The following is a 14,554-nucleotide window of genomic DNA, read 5'->3' as shown; positions in this document are numbered from 1 at the left end:
TATTTCGCGGATCATTCCCGCGGGCCCGGACGGCACTTCGAAGGTTTCGTGCCGGGGTTTATCGGTACCTGGTGCGGTTACTCACCACCGGTACCATCGTGACCTCGATCCACTCGTCGTCGTACTGCGCATCACGAATCCGAGCAGCCACACGACCAGCACGGCAATGGCCACCCACCACAACAGTTTCACGGCGAATCCCGCGCCGAAAAGCAGCAGCGCGAGCAACAGAACCAGCAGAACAGGAATCACGGTAAATACCTCCTTGAGGCGCCGAGTTCCCGAGAATTCCCCCTGTACTCCACTCACCCTCTGCGAGTTGACGTGACCGCGAAGAATTCCAAGGAAGACGACCGGCGGACCCGGATCACCGTTCTTGTGGCGCTCGCCGCCAATCTGCTGATCGCCGTGGCCAAGGCCGTCGGCGGTCTGATCGCCGCGTCACCCGCGCTGCTCTCGGAGGCGGCGCACTCGGTGGCCGACAGCCTCAACGAGGTGTTCCTGCTGGCCGCGCTGCGCCGCAGCCGCCGGCCCGCCGACCGCAGGCATCCGTTCGGGTACGGCAAGGAGCGGTTCTTCTGGTCGCTGCTCGCCGCCGTCGGCATCTTCGTGATGGGCGGCTGCTTCTCGTTCTTCCAGGCGTTCGAGGCGCTGACGTCGGGCGGCCAGGAGGAGTCCCGCAGCGGGTACGTCGTCGGGCTCGCGGTCCTCGGGGTGGCGCTGCTCGCGGAGGGCAGCTCGCTGGTCCGGGCCGTGCACCAGGTGCGCACCCAGCCGGGCGAGGGCATCGGCTCCGACCCGGCTCTCCGTACGGTCCTCGCCGAGGACGGCACGGCGGTGATCGGCGTGCTCCTCGCGGCGGGCGGAATGGTGCTGCACATGGTGACGGGGCGGATCGAGTGGGAGGCGGCCGCCTCGTTCTGCATCGGCCTGCTGCTCGTGTACGTGGCGTACCGGCTCGGCAGGAGCGCCCGCGACCAGCTGATCGGCGAGGCCGGCGACCCCGAGCTGCACCGCGGCATCCGTGAACTCCTCGCCGCGCAGCCCGAGATCGACAATGTGGCGGCGCTGCACACGATGCAGCTGGGCACCGACTCGACGCTGGTCGCGGCGCGGATCGATCTCGCGCCCGGCATCGAGAGCGAGCGCCTGGAGCTGGTCCTCGAACGCATCAAGCGGGCGGTGGGCGAACGCTGGCCCGAGGCCGACCAGGTGTTCCTGGACGTGGTGGACGCGCCGAAGCCGGTACGTGAGGGGTGACCGGGGCGCGGTCAGATCACGCGGAACAGGTCGGCGGCCGCGTGCACGTCGGTGAAGTCCTCCACCGAGCGGAGGTTGTCGCACAGCGCGTCCAGGACGGAGTCGCTCTCCGCGGCGCGCGGCGCGCCGACGGCCACGCCGAAGACGCGGAAGCCCAGGCGGTGCTTGGCCGCGTTCCAGCCGCGCATCCACTCCTCGGTGACGCCGCAGTCGTCGTCGGTGAGGAGCACGATGTCGCCGCGGGACCGGGCGGCGTCGTCGAACTCCCGCTCAAGGAGGTCGCGGGCGGCGCCCAGCGGCGCCTGGTAGCTGGTGCCGCCGCCGAGGAAGGTCTCCGCGAACTCCAGGGTCGTCTCCAGCGCCGCCGGCCGGTCGGCGGGGAAGCGGAAGACGCGGACCTTGTCGGCGGAGGAGAACAGGATGCCGACGAAGTCGCGCCCACCGGCGCGGGCCTGGTCGAGCAGCGCGAGCGCGCACGCCTTCGCCCACACCTCACGGGTGACTCCGCCGGGCCCCGCCTCGTACATGGAGTGCGAGGTGTCGACGCAGGCGATGACGGCGCCGCGGCCGGTGGGCTGCTCGCCCCGGCTGTCTTAGAGCATCAGCTCGCCGGCGGCGTACCGGGCGGCGAACACCGCGCGCAGGGCGGGCACGCCGAGTCCGGCGAGTTCGGAGGGGACGACGCGGGACAGGTCGTCTCCGAGGGTGACGCCGACGAGTTCCCCAGTGGTGTTCTCCACCTTGCGGGCGCGTTCGCCCGCGGCCATCCGCCGGAAGCGGCCGATGAGTTCGGCCCACTCGGCGAGCCGCCCGGTACGCAGCCGCTCGGCGAGCCGGGCCCGCTCTTGAAACGGCAGCCGCTCCAGTTCGCCGGGGCCTACGCCCCAGGCCCGCATCAGGGAGGCCTCCTGGCGGACGGCGCGGGAGGCCTGCGCGGCGGCGCTGCGGGCGGCGGCGCGGACGCCGGGAGAACCTGGGGAGCCCGGGGCGCCCGGAGTGCCCACGGCTGCCGCGTCGGCGTCCCTGCCTTCGCGCCCGGCGGCCTCTCCCGTTCGCTCCTGCATTTCCCGCTCCAGCAGCCCCCGCAGCGCGGAACCTTGCGCCAGTAGTGCCATGGCCGCGGCGTACGGGTCTCCGACGGTGTCCCGGCGCAGCTCCACGAACTCGGGCGACTCCACGAGCGCGCTCACGAACGCGTGGTTCACCAACCGCGAGCGCGCCATCTCCGTACGCTCGCACACCTGTACCCGCGCCTTGTACGCGGCCAGGAACACATCGACGAGCAGATCCTCCGCGCACTCGTGACGCGCGGCGAGCTCCACCACCAACTCCCGTACTCCAGAGGCCTGTTCGTACGTGTCGCGCCATGTCAGCCGGTCGAACCGGTCCGCCGCGACGGCCGCGCGGGCGGGCTCCGGCGCGTTCAGGGCCGGTCCCGCACCATGTTGGCGTCCACGCCGAGTGCCTCGGTGAGGATGCGCGCGCGGACGGCACGCTGGCGTCCCGTGACCCGGTCGATGGCGGCGGTGGAGCGGCCCGCGCCCGCCGCCTCGGCGCGGAGCTTCTCCAGGCGCTGCCCCGCCGTGGCGAGCTGGTGGTGGGCCTTCTTGATGACCCAGTCGCTCAGCGCCTCGCGGGACTGCCCGGCCATGGAGTCGAGTTGGGTCTCCAGCTCCTCGATGGTGTCGGCGAGGTCGAGCGCTTCCTTGGCGTCGGGGTTGACCAGGTGCAGCACCTCGCGCTCGACGGTCGGGCGCTGGGCGGGTGAGTCCCACAGGACGTGGGTGAGCACCGACAGGTCGGTCTCGGCGACTTCCGGGCGGCCGTCGAGGTACGCGGACGCCTGGAGCAGGCCCACCGCCTGTCGCCAGCGCCGGTCGGACGCGACGAGTTCCTTGCGGCGCAGGGCCGCCCGCAGCGTGCACACCGCGTCGACGATGGCGTCGGGCACGTCCACGGAGGGGACGGTTTCGGTCACGGCCCGCTGAAGGTCGGCCAGTTGGACCGTGGTGCGCGCCGGGGCCTCGGAACGGCCGCCGACGGCCGAGCGGACGAGGGCGGCGAAGTTCGAGGGGTCCTCGAGGTAGCCGACCTCGATCCGCACGAGGAGCCGGTCGTAGATCGCGGCGGTGTCCTCGCCCTCGGGCAGTTCGTTGCTGGCCGTGATGGCGCCGATCAGCGGGCAGTGGATCGGGGCGCCGCCGTTCTCGGGGTGGTAGATCCGCTCGTTGAGGTAGCCCAGTGTCTCGTTGAGGGCGGCGGTGGAGCACTTGAAGATCTCGTCGATGAACGCGATGTGCGCGGTCGTGGCCCGGCCGTCGTAGACCTGCCGGTACTCGCCGCGGGCCAGGGCGGCGACGTCGATGGGCCCGAACATCCGGGTGGGCGCGGTGAACTTGGACAGCAGGATCTCCCAGTACGCCGCCCCCTCGACCCGGCCGGTGAGCTCGCGAGCCAGCTCGGACTTGGCCGTGCCGGGCGGCCCGAGCACCAGGGAGTGCTGCCCTGCGAGCAGCGCCGTCACCAGGGTCCGTACGACGTCGGCTCGTTCGTAGAAGCGCTCCGACAGCTCGTCACAGATGGCGCGCAGCCGCCCGGCCGTGTCGTCCCGCCCGGCCGTGTCATCACGCTCAGCCGTGTCGTCCCGCTCCCCCAGCGCGTCCCGCGCGTCCACTGCCGCTCCCCCTGCCCGCAAGGCCCCACCGACACCTGTCTATCCGAGTAGGACCCCAAACTACGTCAGTGGCCGCGCTTGCCGACGCCCGGCATGAACTCCTGCACCTTCGCCTTGAAGCCCTGCTTGACCACGTCCGTGCTCTGCGGATCACCCTTGAGGATCGCCTCCGCCGTGGACTCCATCTGCTCCCACGTCGCGTGCGGCGGGATCGGAGGGACGGACGGGTCGGTGCGGAAGTCGACGACGGCAGGTCGGTCGGCAGCGAGCGCCGCGCTCCAGGCGTCCGCGACCGCGTCGGGCTTCTCCACGCGGATGCCGGTGAGCCCCAACTGCCGGGCGAACGCGGCGTAGTCGACGTCGGGGAGCTCCTGCGAGGGCACGAAGGACGGCGCGCCGCCCATGGCGCGCAGCTCCCACGTCACCTGGTTGAGGTCCCGGTTGTTGAACACGCCGACGACGAACCGCTGATCGGTCCAGCGGTGCCGGTACTTGGCGGCGGTGATGAGTTCGGCGAGACCGTTCATCTGCATCGCGCCGTCGCCGACGAGCGCGACGACGGGCCGGTCGGGATGGGCGTACTTGGCACCGATCGCGTACGGGACGCCGCAGCCCATCGTGGCGAGGGTGCCGGACAGGGAGCCGCGCATCGTGCCGCGCATGGTGATGTGGCGGGCGTACCAGTTGGCGGCGGAGCCGGAGTCCGAGGTGAGGATCGCGTTGTCCGGGAGCAGCGGGTCGAGGGCGCGGGCGACGTGTTCCGGGTTGATCGGGTCGGCGCTCAACTCGGCCCGGCGGCCCATGACTTCGTGCCAGCGCCGGACGCTCGCGCAGGTCTCGTCGAACCAGTCGCGGGCCTCGTTGCGACGCAGCAGCGGCAGCAGCCGGCGGAGGGTGGCGCGCGCGTCGCCGACGAGGTTCACCTCGTACGGGTAGCGCATGCCGATCATGTGCGGGTCGATGTCGATCTGCACGCCGCGCGCCTTGCCGTACGCGGGCAGGAACTGCGCGTACGGGAAGCTGGAGCCGATGGTGAGGAGAGTGTCGCAGTCCCGCATCAGCTCGTACGAGGGGCGGGTGCCGAGCAGGCCCGACGCCCCGGTCACATACGGGAGTTCGTCGGAGAGCACGTCCTTGCCGAGCAGCACCTTGGCGATTCCGGCGCCGAGGAGTTCGGCGACCTCGCACACCTCGTCCTTCGCGCCGGCCGCGCCCTGGCCGACGAGGACGGCCACCTTGTCGCCCGCGTTGAGCACCTCGGCGGCCCGTTCCACCGCGTCCTGCGCGGGCTCGGCGGTCCACGAGCTGTGGTCGAGGCTGGAGGGCACCATCTTGAACGCGTGCGGGGGCGGGGTGTGGTCGAGTTCCTGCACGTCCCCCGGGATGATCACGGCGGTGGGGGCGCGCCGCGCGTACGCGGTGCGGATGGCCCGGTCGAGGACGTTGGGCAGCTGCTCGGGGACGTTGACGGTCTCCACGAAGTCGGAGGCGACGTCCTTGTACAGCGTGTGCAGGTCGACCTCCTGCTGGTACGAGCCGCCCATGGCGCTGCGGGCGGTCTGCCCGACGATGGCGACGACCGGTACGTGGTCGAGCTTGGCGTCGTACAGGCCGTTCAGGAGGTGGATCGCCCCGGGTCCTGACGTGGCGGCGCAGACACCGAGGCGGCCGCTGAACTTCGCGTAGCCGACCGCTTCGAAGGCGGCCATCTCCTCGTGCCGCGCCTGGACGAACTCGGGCCGGTTGTCGGCCCGGCCCCAGGCGGCGAGCAGGCCGTTGATGCCGTCGCCCGGGTACCCGAAGACCTGTTCCACGCCCCATGCGCGCAGCCGGTCGAGGACGTGATCGGCGACCTTGGTGCTCATGCCGGGACCTTTCGCTTCGAGGAACGCTGCCGGAGGCCGGGTGACCAGTCGGGGACCGGGGAAACCCGGTTGGCACCGCCCTCGCGGGGTACTCGGCGCCCCGACGCGCCACGGGGGTGCGACGGAGGAGGAGACATGAGCCTGGTGCGGGCTGGAGTGCTGGTCCTGGACTGTGCGGAACCCGAGGAACTGGCCGAGTTCTACCGGACGTTGCTGGGCGGCGAGATCGAGACACTGCCCGGCAGCAACCGCATCGACGTCGTCGGCGAGCAGGGCATGCGGATGGCCTTCCGCCGCGACCTGAACGCCGCCCCGCCCAGCTGGCCGCGCCCCGACGACTCGCAGCAGGCCCATCTCGACTTCCTGGTGGACCAGGAGAACCTCGACGAGGTGGAGCGCCGGCTCATCGGCCTCGGCGCCCGCCCGCTGGAGACGCGTGGCGCACGCGGCCCGAACGAGATGCGCCTGTACTCCGATCCGGCCGGGCATCCGTTCGCGACGCACTGCGCCCGGCACCCGGCGCCGAAGACCGGCTGAGCCGGCCGCCGGGAAGGCGTACGGAGCGCCCCCGAACGTGGCGTCTACAGAACCGTCTACAACCGAACTCGACCGAATTCCATCGGATTTCGGTCGGAGAGGGATCCGATCATGAACACAAAGGAGCGCGCTCCACACCCCGCAGAGACCAAGCGCGAGGTCAAGGGCAGGATCCGCACCTGCAGGCCCGCGCGGCGCGACGGACGCGAGTCCTCCGGTGGCCAGAACGACCGCGACACGGACTGGAATCTGGTGCGCGGAGAGGACTGAGCGACCTCTTCCCTCCCGTTGATTCCGGCATATGCTGTCGGTGCCGACGAGGGGAGGCGCCCCGCGATGCCCACCGCTGCACGGCCGAGGATTCTCGTCGTCGACGACCGGGACGACACTCTTTTCGCGATGGAGAGCGCGCTGGCCCCGCTCGGCTATCCGATCATCCGGGCCCAGACCGGGGACGACGCGCTCAAGGCGGTGCTGCGCGGCGGCATCGGCCTGGTCCTGCTCGATGTGCTGATGCCCGACGTCGGCGGCTTCGAGGTCGCGCACTACATGACGCGCCTCGAACAGACGCAGGACATACCGATCATGCTGATCACCGGTGCGGGCCAGGACACCAAGCTCGCCGCCAGGGCCTTCGAGCTCGGCGTCGCCGACTACGTGGTGAAGCCGATCGAGCCATGGATGATGCGGACGAAGGTCCGCTATCTGTACGAGACGAGCCTGCGCATGAACGCGCTGCGCGAGCGTCTTCGGACGTATGAGAACGGCGACGCCAAGAAGCCCGCGCCACCGGCGCACGCCACCGCGGGCCGCCCCCTGTCACGCCCCGCCTGACCTGCCGCTCCCCTGTCGGGTGGCCATGGTCACACCGGCTCAGGGACTTCCGACCCCCTCCATGGTTGTAGAGTACAACTGCACCATGAGTTGTAAATGCCAACTGATTCGACCGTGGAGGTCCTGCTCATGAGCGGCACGCGCGAACCTGCGCTGCGCCACGTTCTGACGCATCTGCTCACCCCGCTCCTGATGTGCGTCGGCATGGGCCTCGCCTATCTCGGCGCCTTCGCCTCGCCCGAGCCGCACCATCTGCCCATCGCCGTCGTCGGCTCGGGCCCGGAGGCGAAGGTCTTCGCTCAGACGGTCAAGGACAAGGCGGGCGACGCGCTCGACGTACGTACGGTCGCGTCCCGCTCGGCCGCCGTCGACCAGCTGAAGACCCGGGACATCGACGGCGCCTACGTTCTCGGCGACAAGCCCGAGCTCGTCGTGGCGTCGGCCGGGTCCGACACCACCGTCTCGGTCGTCCAGAAGATCTTCACGCCGGTCGCCGCCGAGCAGGGCGCGCCCCTGAAGGTGACCGACGTCGTGCCCTCGGTGGACGACGACCCGACGGGTCAGGGCCTGTTCTTCCTGCTCGTGGCGGTCAGCATCGGCTCGTACGCCTCGGTCGCGGTGATCGGCGGAGCGGGCGGAGCGCTGCGGATGCGCACCCGTGCGCTGCTCGTCGTCGGAGCATCCGGCGTGGTCAGCCTGATCGGTGCGGCGTTCGCGGGACCCGTCTTCCACCTGGCGCACACCCACCTGTGGGGCCTGTGGGGCATGACGTGGCTGTACTCGGCGGGCGTGCTGCTGATCGGCGTAGGGCTGCACACGTTCCTGAAGAAGTGGACGACGCTCGGCGTGATGGTGCTGTTCGTGATGCTGAACTTCACCAGCTCCGGCGGGATCTTCCGGCCCGAGCTGCAGGACGGCTTCTTCGCGAGCCTGCACGGCTTCTGGAACGGCGCGGGGTACGTCGAGGGCGCCCGCAGCCTCCTGTACTTCGGCCGGCACGATCTGGCCCGCAACATCTGGACGCTCGTGGCCTGGCTGCTCGTGGGCGTGGCCATGATCACGGTGGCGGGTCTCGCCGAGCGCCGGCGCGGCACCCCGGCCGCCGTCGAGCCGGCCCCCGCGCACAAGCACAAGCGGGAGGCCGTGCGCGATCAGGATCAGGAGGAGGAGATGGAGGAGGCCGTGGGCGTCTGAGGCGCACTCCCCCATCCCGCATACGGCGAGGGCCCCGCTGCTCCAGCGGGGCCCTCGCCGTGTGCGTTACGTGGCTGCGGTTCCGGTCACACGCCGGCCGGGATGTCCTTCGCCCGCTTGCGCACCGCGAACGACGTGCCGATCTCCACGACTCCGACGACGAGCAGCCAGATGCCGGTGACCAGGGTGAGGACCGCGAGCGTCTCGAACGGCGACACGATCAGGACGACACCCGCGAGCGCGGTGATGACGCCGAGGAAGATCTGCCAGCCGCGGGTGGGCATCGCGGGGTCGGAGGTCGCGGCGACGGTCTGGGTGATGCCGCGGAACAGCCAGCCGATGCCGATCCACAGGGCGAGCAGCAGCGTCGACTCCATCGCGTCGCGGAAACAGAACAGGCCGAGCAGCACCGACAGGGCGCCGCTGATGAAGCCGATGACGCGCATCCCGGCCGTCGCGTGCGTGCCGAACGCGGCGACGAGCTGGAAGATGCCGCTCACCAGCAGGTACACGCCGAACAGGACACCCGCCACGCGCAGCGAGGCGCCCGGCCAGACCAGGACGAGCACTCCGAGGATCACCGAGGCGACGCCCATGAGCAGCACGGCCTGCCAGGCGGATTGGGCGAGTCTGCCGAGCGGGCCCTGCCCCTGCGGGGCGTCACCGCCGGGCGTCCGGTGGGGAGTCTGCGGGTCGTACGGTGCTTGGGTCATGCTCGACTGTCGCTACGGAACGCCGGGCTCCGCCATCGCGCGTGAGCCGAACGGCTGACACCGGACGGCTGACACGACCGCTGTTCGTCGCACCACCGCACCCATGACGCAAAGCGGAGGAAAGCAGCACAATGGGTCCATGACCGCGAAACACGGCTCCGGAACCTTCGCCGTCCGCCGGGTCTACGACCCGCCCGCCCCGGCCGACGGCACCCGTCTGCTGGTCGACCGGCTCTGGCCGCGCGGCATCTCGAAGGAGCGCGCCGATGTCGACGAGTGGCTCAAGGACATCGCGCCGTCGAAGGAGCTGCGCTCCTGGTACCACGAGGACAAGGACGACCGGTACGACACGTTCGCCGAGCGCTACGCGGCGGAGCTGGCGGAACCGGAGCGCGCCGAACTCGTGGACCGGGTGCGCGAGCTGGCCGGGCACGAGCGGGTGACGCTCGTGACGTCGGTGAAGGACATCGAGCACAGCCACGTGCCCGTGCTGCGGCGCCACCTCGAAGAGGGCCTCGAAGGGGGCTGATCCCGGCTCAGGCGGCGAGGCAGACGGTACCCCGCGAGCCCTGGCCCGATGTGGTCACGCCGGTCGTGGAGACCAGCCGGACCGGCCGCACCGCCTGCGCCAACTCCCCCTGTGCGAGGGCGAGTACGTCGACGAGCCCGAGCCCGAGCGCTCCTGCCACGGCGGCCAGCATCTCCGACGAGGCCTCCTTGCGGCCGCGCTCGATCTCCGACAGGTAGGGCATCGAGATCCCGGCGACGTCCGCCACGTCCTGCAACGTCCGCCCCTGCGCCCGCCTGCGCCGCCGCAGCACTCCGCCGACGACATGGCGCCACAGCGGCTCCTGGGCGGGAGCGGAGTCCCGGACCGGAGTGGGACGGGGGCGGCGGCTCTCCTGGATGCTCATCGACACACCGTACGAGCGCGCGTGTCGACCGCGCCCCGTACTTCGCCCACGGCGATATCGCTCAGCCGCGGTCCCGCTCGTGCCGCAGCAGGACGACCCCGTTCCCGAACGTGTGCGTCTCCGCGAGGCGCAGCGGACGCACGGCGAAGGTGGTGGCGGGATGGAACATCGGGGTGCCCGTGCCGACCATGACGGGGTGCACGTAGACCCGGAACTCGTCCACGAGGTCGTGTTCGAGGAAGGTCTTCGCCATGTTCGCCCCGTCGATGACCAGGTCTCCCCCGGCCTGTTCCTTGAGGGCGCGGATCGCCTCGGGCGCCACCTCGTTCATGACGGTGGTGTTCCAGTCCGCGGGGCCGGGCTTCAGGGTCCGGGAGAACACGATCTTCGGCACGTCGCGCCAGATGCCCGCGAACTCGACCACGGCGGCCGACGCCTCCGGGTCCTTGTCCGCCGTGGGCCAGAATTCGGCCATGAGCTCGTGCGTGACGCGCCCGCTGAGGATGCCGCCGAAGGTCCGGCACACGTCGTTCATGTGCTGGTGCAGTTCCTCGTCGACGCGGTGCCAGCCGATGTCCCGGCCGGGTCCCTCCATATAGCCGTCGAGGGAGATGCCCATCATGAAAACGATCTTGCGCATCGGAGTCCGCCTCTCGCCGTCAGCCGCGCTCCCAGTCACACGGAGGTGAGGGGCAGGCGTGCGCATCGTGCTCCTTCAGGGCGACGCTCACCAGGCTCAGCAACAGCTGCACATCCGTGTCGCATTCGAGAAGCACGGTAATCCAGGAGGCACCCGGTTGCACCCTGATCGCACTGTTGTGTCGCAGTTGGGGCAGCAGTCGCTGCACGGCCGACGACGTCAGGTACAGATCGGCGCAGTCGTCGGCGTGGAAGTGCACAAGATCGTGGCCCGCCGCGCGAAACGCGTGCCCAACCGAGCACCGGGGCGGGCCACTTACCAGGGTGGGCCATGTTCCGAGCTCGGTCATGGCGCGCTGGGCCGCGGTCATGCCTCCATCCTCGCGCACGCTTCACCTGGAGGACCACCCCCATCCATCAGGCCTTTACAGCGGGCCCGATCCGACGAGTTGGCCGCCGTCGACGACGAGGGTCTCCCCCGTGATCCAGCGGGCGCCCTCACCGGCGAGGAAGGCGACCGCCTCGCCGATGTCCTCGGGTTCGCCGATCCGGCCGAGCGGTGTCGCGCCCGCGACGACCTCCTCGTTGTCCTGCCAGAGCGCCTCGGCGAGGCGGGTGCGCACGATGCCGGGGGCGATGGCGTTCACCCGTACCTTGGGGCCGAGTTCGAGGGCGAGGTGCTTGGTGAGGTGGATCAGGGCGGCCTTCGAGACGTGGTAGATCCCGACGTCCTTGGCGACCGAAAGCCCCCCGATCGAGGCCGTGTTGACGACCGCGCCGCCGTGTTCGCCCATCCATGCCTTCACCGCGAGCGACGTCCACAGGATCGGCGCCCACAGATTGACGTCCATGGTCTTGGCGAAGCGCGCGTGGTCCTGGTCCACGATCGGGCCGTACGCCGGGTTCGTACCGGCGTTGTTGACGAGGATGTCGAGGCGGCCGTACGTCGCCACGACGTGCTCGACGCAGGCGCGCGCGGCGTTCTCGTCGGTGGCGTGCGCCCCGAACCCCTCGACGCCGTCACCGAGCCCGCGGGCCGCCTCCTTGGCGCGCTCCTCGTCGCGCGAGGTCACCACGACCCGGGCGCCGCGGTCGCGCAGGGCGCCGGCCGCCGCGAGGCCGATGCCCCGCGACGCGCCGGTGACGAGCGCGACCCGTCCGTGCAAAGAGGCCTCCGGAGAGGTCACTTCTCACCCCGTTCCTTCTGCCGACGGCGCAGCTCGCGCCGGGCGATCGTCCGCTTGTGCACCTCGTCGGGGCCGTCGGCCAGGCGCAGGGTGCGCAGGTGCGCGTACATGCTGGCGAGCGGGAAGTCGTCGGAGACACCGCCGCCGCCGTGCACCTGGATGGCGCGGTCGACGACCTTGAGCGCGACGTTCGGCGCGGCGACCTTGATCGCGGCGATCTCGGTGCGCGCTTCCTTGTTGCCGACGGTGTCCATCAGGTACGCGGCCTTGAGCGTGAGCAGCCGCGCCATGTCGATCTCGATACGGGCCTCGGCGATCCAGTCCTGGATGTTGCCGCGGTCGGCGACCGGGGAGCCGAAGGTCATGCGGGCCTGGGCGCGGTCGATCATCAGGTCGAGGGCGCGCTCGGCCATGCCGATGGAGCGCATGCAGTGGTGGATGCGGCCGGGGCCGAGCCGGGCCTGGCTGATCAGGAACCCGTCACCCTCGCCGGAGAGCAGGGCGGTGGCCGGGACCCGTACGTTCTCGAAGAGGACCTCGGCGTGGCCCTCGCGGTCCTGGTAGCCGAAGACGGGCAGCCCGCGCACGATCGTGACACCGGGGGTGTCGATCGGCACGACCATCATCGACTGCTGGCGGAAGGCGGGCCCGTCGGGGTCCGTCTTGCCCATGACGATGAGGACCTTGCAGTTGGGGTGCAGGGCGTTGGACGTCCACCACTTGCGGCCGTTGAGCACGTAGTCGTCGCCGTCGCGCTCCATCCGCATCTGGATGTTGCTGGCGTCCGAACTGGCCACGGCGGGCTCGGTCATGGCGAACGCGGAGGCGATCTCACCGTTGAGCAGCGGCTTGAGCCACTTCTCCTTGTGCTCCTCGGTGCCGAAGAGGGTGAGGACCTCCATGTTGCCGGTGTCCGGCGCGTTGCAGTTGGTGGCCTCGGGTGCCAGGCCCGCGCTGCGGCCCATGATCTCGGCGAGCGGCGCGTACTCGAGGTTGGTGAGTCCGGGGCCCCACTCGGGGTGCGGGTGGAAGAGGTTCCACAGGCCGCGCTTCTTCGCCTCGGTCTTCAGCTCCTCGATGACCGGCGGGTGGAAGTGCGGGTCGCCGGACTCGGCCATCTGCGCGGCGTAGACCGCCTCCGCGGGGTAGATGTGCTCGTCCATGAAGGCGAGCAGCTTGTCCTGGTACTCCTTGCCCCTGGCGGACTGTTCGTACACGAGTGGTTCCTCCCAAGTCTTTACGTACGGTGTCACACGCGGCTCGACGCGCCCAGCAGGCGGTCGAGTTCGGCGGCGGTCGTGGCGGCGTCGCGATGCACGACGCCGGCGATGCCGATGCGGGCCGCGGACGTGATGTTCTGTTCCAGGTCGTCGACCATGACGGTCTGTTCGGGTGCGACGCCGAGGCGTTCGCAGGCGATGGCGTAGGCGCGCCGCGAGGGTTTGCGGACGCCGATCTCGCCGGAGATGGTGACGGCGTCGAACAGCGCGGGCAGGTCGAAGCCCGCGTAGCAGTCGTCACCGAGGGAGTTGGAGAGCAGGCCGACGCGGTGCCCTTCGGCGCGCAGCTTGGCGACGAGCGCGACCACGTCGGGGTCGGGGCGCAGCCCGGCCTGCATGCGGGTGACGAGGCCGGGTGCCTCCACGTCGGCGCCGTGGGCGCGAAGCCGCGCCGCGAAGCCCTCTTCGAACGCGCGCTGCCCGATGAGCCCCTTCTCGTGCTCGACGAGCAGGGCGCTGCTCTCCTGATCGTGCGTCAGCAGACGCAGCAACAGGCCGGGCTCACCGGTGAGTTCGCGCCCCAGGCCCTCGAAGGCGTCGATGAGGCTCGTGGTGAGAACACCGCCGAAGTCGAAGAGGACGGCGCTGCGCGCGGTCATCGCACGGACTTCTGGTAGCGGCGCATGCCGCGCAGCCACCGGTCGTAATCGCTGCCCTTGTGGCGGTAGAAGTCGAGCACCTGCTGGTGCGGCAGGACGAGGAACCGCTCGTCGCCGACGGCCGCGAGCACCTCGTCGGCGACGTCGAGCGGCTTGAGCAGGTTCCCGGCGTCCAGTACGGCGCGCGCCGCGGCCTGCTCGGTGGGGTCCGAGGAACGGGTGCCCGCCATCAGCAGCTCGGTCTCGACGCCCTGCGGACACAGGCAGCTCACGCGCACACCCTCGTCGCCGTACGTGACCGAGAGCCACTCGGAGAAGGCGACGGCGGCGTGCTTGCTCACCGCGTACGTAGCCGAGCCGATCTGCGTGAGCAGGCCCGCGGCCGACGCGGTGCTGAAGAAGTAGCCCTCGCCGCGCTCCACCCAGCCCGGCACGAGGAGCTTCGCGGCGCGCACGTGCGCCATGACGTTGATGTCGAGGGCGCGGCTCCACTCGTCCTCGCTCGCGTCGAGGCCAGCCGCGCCGCTGATCCCGGCGTTGGCGAAGTACAGGTCGACGGGCCCGAAGCCCTCCTCCGCCGCCGCGATGAGGCCGCGCAGGTGCTCGGTGTCACCGGCGTCCCCTGCCCGGCCCGCGACGCGCTCCCCATGGCTCTCGGCGAGCCGCCGCACGGTCTCGTCCAGGCGGGCCGCGTCGAGGTCGGTGAGCAGCACACCTCGGGCGCCGGTCTCCAGGAGGCGCTGGGCGACGGCGGCGCCGATGCCTCCGGCGGCTCCCGTCACGATCGCGACCTTGTCGTTGATCAACATCCCGCTGTCCGCTCCTTCGCTTCCTTCGTCCCACCCGGTGCGTGGCACT

General features: G+C 70.7%; 17 protein-coding genes and 1 pseudogene. 6 read left to right on the top strand and 12 right to left on the bottom strand.

Features of this window, described 5'->3' with window-relative positions; genetic code table 11:
- Positions 1-81 precede the first annotated feature (81 nt).
- Positions 82-252 (bottom strand): hydrophobic protein, encoded by a 171-nt coding sequence (locus ACOKM3_RS40945; RefSeq protein ID WP_403844977.1) that lies wholly within the window; start codon positions 250-252, stop codon positions 82-84.
- 72 nt (positions 253-324) lie between these two features.
- On the opposite strand from ACOKM3_RS40945, the gene ACOKM3_RS40940 reads away from it, so the two are divergent.
- On the top strand, positions 325-1,260 hold the full coding sequence (locus ACOKM3_RS40940) for a cation diffusion facilitator family transporter (RefSeq protein WP_426906373.1): 936 nt from the start codon (positions 325-327) through the stop codon (positions 1,258-1,260).
- An 11-nt stretch (positions 1,261-1,271) separates the two neighbouring features.
- On the opposite strand, the pseudogene ACOKM3_RS40935 reads toward ACOKM3_RS40940, so the two are convergent.
- The 3 genes and pseudogenes from ACOKM3_RS40935 to ACOKM3_RS40925 all read right to left on the bottom strand — a co-directional run bounded on the left by ACOKM3_RS40935 (position 1,272) and on the right by ACOKM3_RS40925 (position 5,799).
- A pseudogene (locus tag ACOKM3_RS40935) lies at positions 1,272-2,687 on the bottom strand (VWA domain-containing protein).
- Positions 2,684-3,916 (bottom strand): AAA family ATPase, encoded by a 1,233-nt coding sequence (locus tag ACOKM3_RS40930; protein ID WP_426907021.1) that lies wholly within the window; start codon positions 3,914-3,916, stop codon positions 2,684-2,686. The pseudogene ACOKM3_RS40935 and the gene ACOKM3_RS40930 overlap by 4 nt, the downstream one beginning before the upstream one ends.
- An 83-nt stretch (positions 3,917-3,999) precedes the next feature.
- Positions 4,000-5,799, bottom strand: coding sequence for a thiamine pyrophosphate-requiring protein (locus ACOKM3_RS40925; protein WP_426906372.1), 1,800 nt, complete (start codon positions 5,797-5,799; stop codon positions 4,000-4,002).
- A 135-nt stretch (positions 5,800-5,934) separates the two neighbouring features.
- Between ACOKM3_RS40925 and ACOKM3_RS40920 the strand changes: the two genes are divergently transcribed.
- The 4 genes from ACOKM3_RS40920 to ACOKM3_RS40905 all read left to right on the top strand — a co-directional run bounded on the left by ACOKM3_RS40920 (position 5,935) and on the right by ACOKM3_RS40905 (position 8,364).
- Positions 5,935-6,336 carry a VOC family protein gene (locus ACOKM3_RS40920; RefSeq protein WP_426906371.1) on the top strand — a complete coding sequence of 134 codons (402 nt, stop codon included), beginning with the start codon at positions 5,935-5,937 and terminating at the stop codon, positions 6,334-6,336.
- Positions 6,337-6,447: 111 nt separating this feature from the next.
- The gene (locus tag ACOKM3_RS40915; RefSeq protein WP_426906370.1) at positions 6,448-6,606 is read left to right on the top strand and encodes a hypothetical protein; all 159 of its coding nucleotides are present in this window, start codon (positions 6,448-6,450) and stop codon (positions 6,604-6,606) included.
- A 66-nt stretch (positions 6,607-6,672) separates the two neighbouring features.
- The gene (locus tag ACOKM3_RS40910; protein WP_426906369.1) at positions 6,673-7,170 is read left to right on the top strand and encodes a response regulator; all 498 of its coding nucleotides are present in this window, start codon (positions 6,673-6,675) and stop codon (positions 7,168-7,170) included.
- A 129-nt stretch (positions 7,171-7,299) separates the two neighbouring features.
- A complete protein-coding gene (locus tag ACOKM3_RS40905) occupies positions 7,300-8,364 on the top strand; it encodes a hypothetical protein (RefSeq protein ID WP_426906368.1) in 1,065 nt (354 codons plus the stop codon).
- An 86-nt stretch (positions 8,365-8,450) separates the two neighbouring features.
- Here the strand turns inward: ACOKM3_RS40905 and ACOKM3_RS40900 are convergent, their stop codons facing one another.
- Positions 8,451-9,077 carry an HdeD family acid-resistance protein gene (locus ACOKM3_RS40900; RefSeq protein ID WP_426906367.1) on the bottom strand — a complete coding sequence of 209 codons (627 nt, stop codon included), beginning with the start codon at positions 9,075-9,077 and terminating at the stop codon, positions 8,451-8,453.
- A gap of 139 nt (positions 9,078-9,216) precedes the next feature.
- Here ACOKM3_RS40900 and ACOKM3_RS40895 point away from each other — a divergent pair, with 139 nt between their 5' ends.
- Positions 9,217-9,606: a DUF488 domain-containing protein gene (locus ACOKM3_RS40895; RefSeq protein WP_426906366.1), complete on the top strand. Its 390-nt coding sequence runs from the start codon at positions 9,217-9,219 to the stop codon at positions 9,604-9,606.
- A gap of 7 nt (positions 9,607-9,613) precedes the next feature.
- Here the strand turns inward: ACOKM3_RS40895 and ACOKM3_RS40890 are convergent, their stop codons facing one another.
- The 7 genes from ACOKM3_RS40890 to ACOKM3_RS40860 all read right to left on the bottom strand — a co-directional run bounded on the left by ACOKM3_RS40890 (position 9,614) and on the right by ACOKM3_RS40860 (position 14,505).
- Positions 9,614-9,991, bottom strand: coding sequence for a helix-turn-helix domain-containing protein (locus ACOKM3_RS40890; protein ID WP_426906365.1), 378 nt, complete (start codon positions 9,989-9,991; stop codon positions 9,614-9,616).
- 61 nt (positions 9,992-10,052) lie between these two features.
- Positions 10,053-10,631, bottom strand: a complete 579-nt coding sequence (locus ACOKM3_RS40885; RefSeq protein WP_426906364.1) for a dihydrofolate reductase family protein — start codon at positions 10,629-10,631, stop codon at positions 10,053-10,055.
- Between the two features lie 19 nt (positions 10,632-10,650).
- Positions 10,651-11,001 (bottom strand): luciferase domain-containing protein, encoded by a 351-nt coding sequence (locus ACOKM3_RS40880; protein ID WP_426906363.1) that lies wholly within the window; start codon positions 10,999-11,001, stop codon positions 10,651-10,653.
- Between the two features lie 54 nt (positions 11,002-11,055).
- On the bottom strand, positions 11,056-11,817 hold the full coding sequence (locus ACOKM3_RS40875) for an SDR family oxidoreductase (protein WP_426906362.1): 762 nt from the start codon (positions 11,815-11,817) through the stop codon (positions 11,056-11,058).
- Positions 11,814-13,034 carry an acyl-CoA dehydrogenase family protein gene (locus ACOKM3_RS40870; RefSeq protein WP_426906361.1) on the bottom strand — a complete coding sequence of 407 codons (1,221 nt, stop codon included), beginning with the start codon at positions 13,032-13,034 and terminating at the stop codon, positions 11,814-11,816. The genes ACOKM3_RS40875 and ACOKM3_RS40870 overlap by 4 nt, the downstream gene beginning before the upstream one ends.
- Positions 13,035-13,066: 32 nt before the next feature.
- Complete coding sequence (locus ACOKM3_RS40865; RefSeq protein ID WP_426906360.1) at positions 13,067-13,696, bottom strand: HAD family hydrolase; 630 nt, start codon at positions 13,694-13,696, stop codon at positions 13,067-13,069.
- Positions 13,693-14,505: an SDR family oxidoreductase gene (locus tag ACOKM3_RS40860; protein ID WP_426906359.1), complete on the bottom strand. Its 813-nt coding sequence runs from the start codon at positions 14,503-14,505 to the stop codon at positions 13,693-13,695. Before ACOKM3_RS40860 ends, ACOKM3_RS40865 begins: the two co-directional genes overlap by 4 nt.
- Positions 14,506-14,554: the final 49 nt, after the last annotated feature.

The sequence above is a fragment of the Streptomyces nidicola genome, assembly GCF_050106155.1.
Lineage (GTDB): Bacteria > Actinomycetota > Actinomycetes > Streptomycetales > Streptomycetaceae > Streptomyces.
Note: the sequence above shows the minus strand (reverse complement) of the source record. Positions and strands in the feature narration are given on the sequence as shown.

Bases quoted from the DNA above. Each gene is read 5' to 3' on its own strand.
- ACOKM3_RS40920 (WP_426906371.1), top strand. From the start codon at position 5,935: ATGAGCCTGGTGCGGGCTGGAGTGCTGGTCCTGGACTGTGCGGAACCC.
- ACOKM3_RS40900 (WP_426906367.1), bottom strand. From the start codon at position 9,077: ATGACCCAAGCACCGTACGACCCGCAGACTCCCCACCGGACGCCCGGC.
- ACOKM3_RS40865 (WP_426906360.1), bottom strand. From the start codon at position 13,696: ATGACCGCGCGCAGCGCCGTCCTCTTCGACTTCGGCGGTGTTCTCACC.
- ACOKM3_RS40885 (WP_426906364.1), bottom strand. From the start codon at position 10,631: ATGCGCAAGATCGTTTTCATGATGGGCATCTCCCTCGACGGCTATATG.
- ACOKM3_RS40925 (WP_426906372.1), bottom strand. From the start codon at position 5,799: ATGAGCACCAAGGTCGCCGATCACGTCCTCGACCGGCTGCGCGCATGG.
- ACOKM3_RS40890 (WP_426906365.1), bottom strand. From the start codon at position 9,991: ATGAGCATCCAGGAGAGCCGCCGCCCCCGTCCCACTCCGGTCCGGGAC.
- ACOKM3_RS40895 (WP_426906366.1), top strand. From the start codon at position 9,217: ATGACCGCGAAACACGGCTCCGGAACCTTCGCCGTCCGCCGGGTCTAC.
- ACOKM3_RS40905 (WP_426906368.1), top strand. From the start codon at position 7,300: ATGAGCGGCACGCGCGAACCTGCGCTGCGCCACGTTCTGACGCATCTG.
- ACOKM3_RS40860 (WP_426906359.1), bottom strand. From the start codon at position 14,505: ATGTTGATCAACGACAAGGTCGCGATCGTGACGGGAGCCGCCGGAGGC.
- ACOKM3_RS40910 (WP_426906369.1), top strand. From the start codon at position 6,673: ATGCCCACCGCTGCACGGCCGAGGATTCTCGTCGTCGACGACCGGGAC.
- ACOKM3_RS40880 (WP_426906363.1), bottom strand. From the start codon at position 11,001: ATGACCGCGGCCCAGCGCGCCATGACCGAGCTCGGAACATGGCCCACC.
- ACOKM3_RS40915 (WP_426906370.1), top strand. From the start codon at position 6,448: ATGAACACAAAGGAGCGCGCTCCACACCCCGCAGAGACCAAGCGCGAG.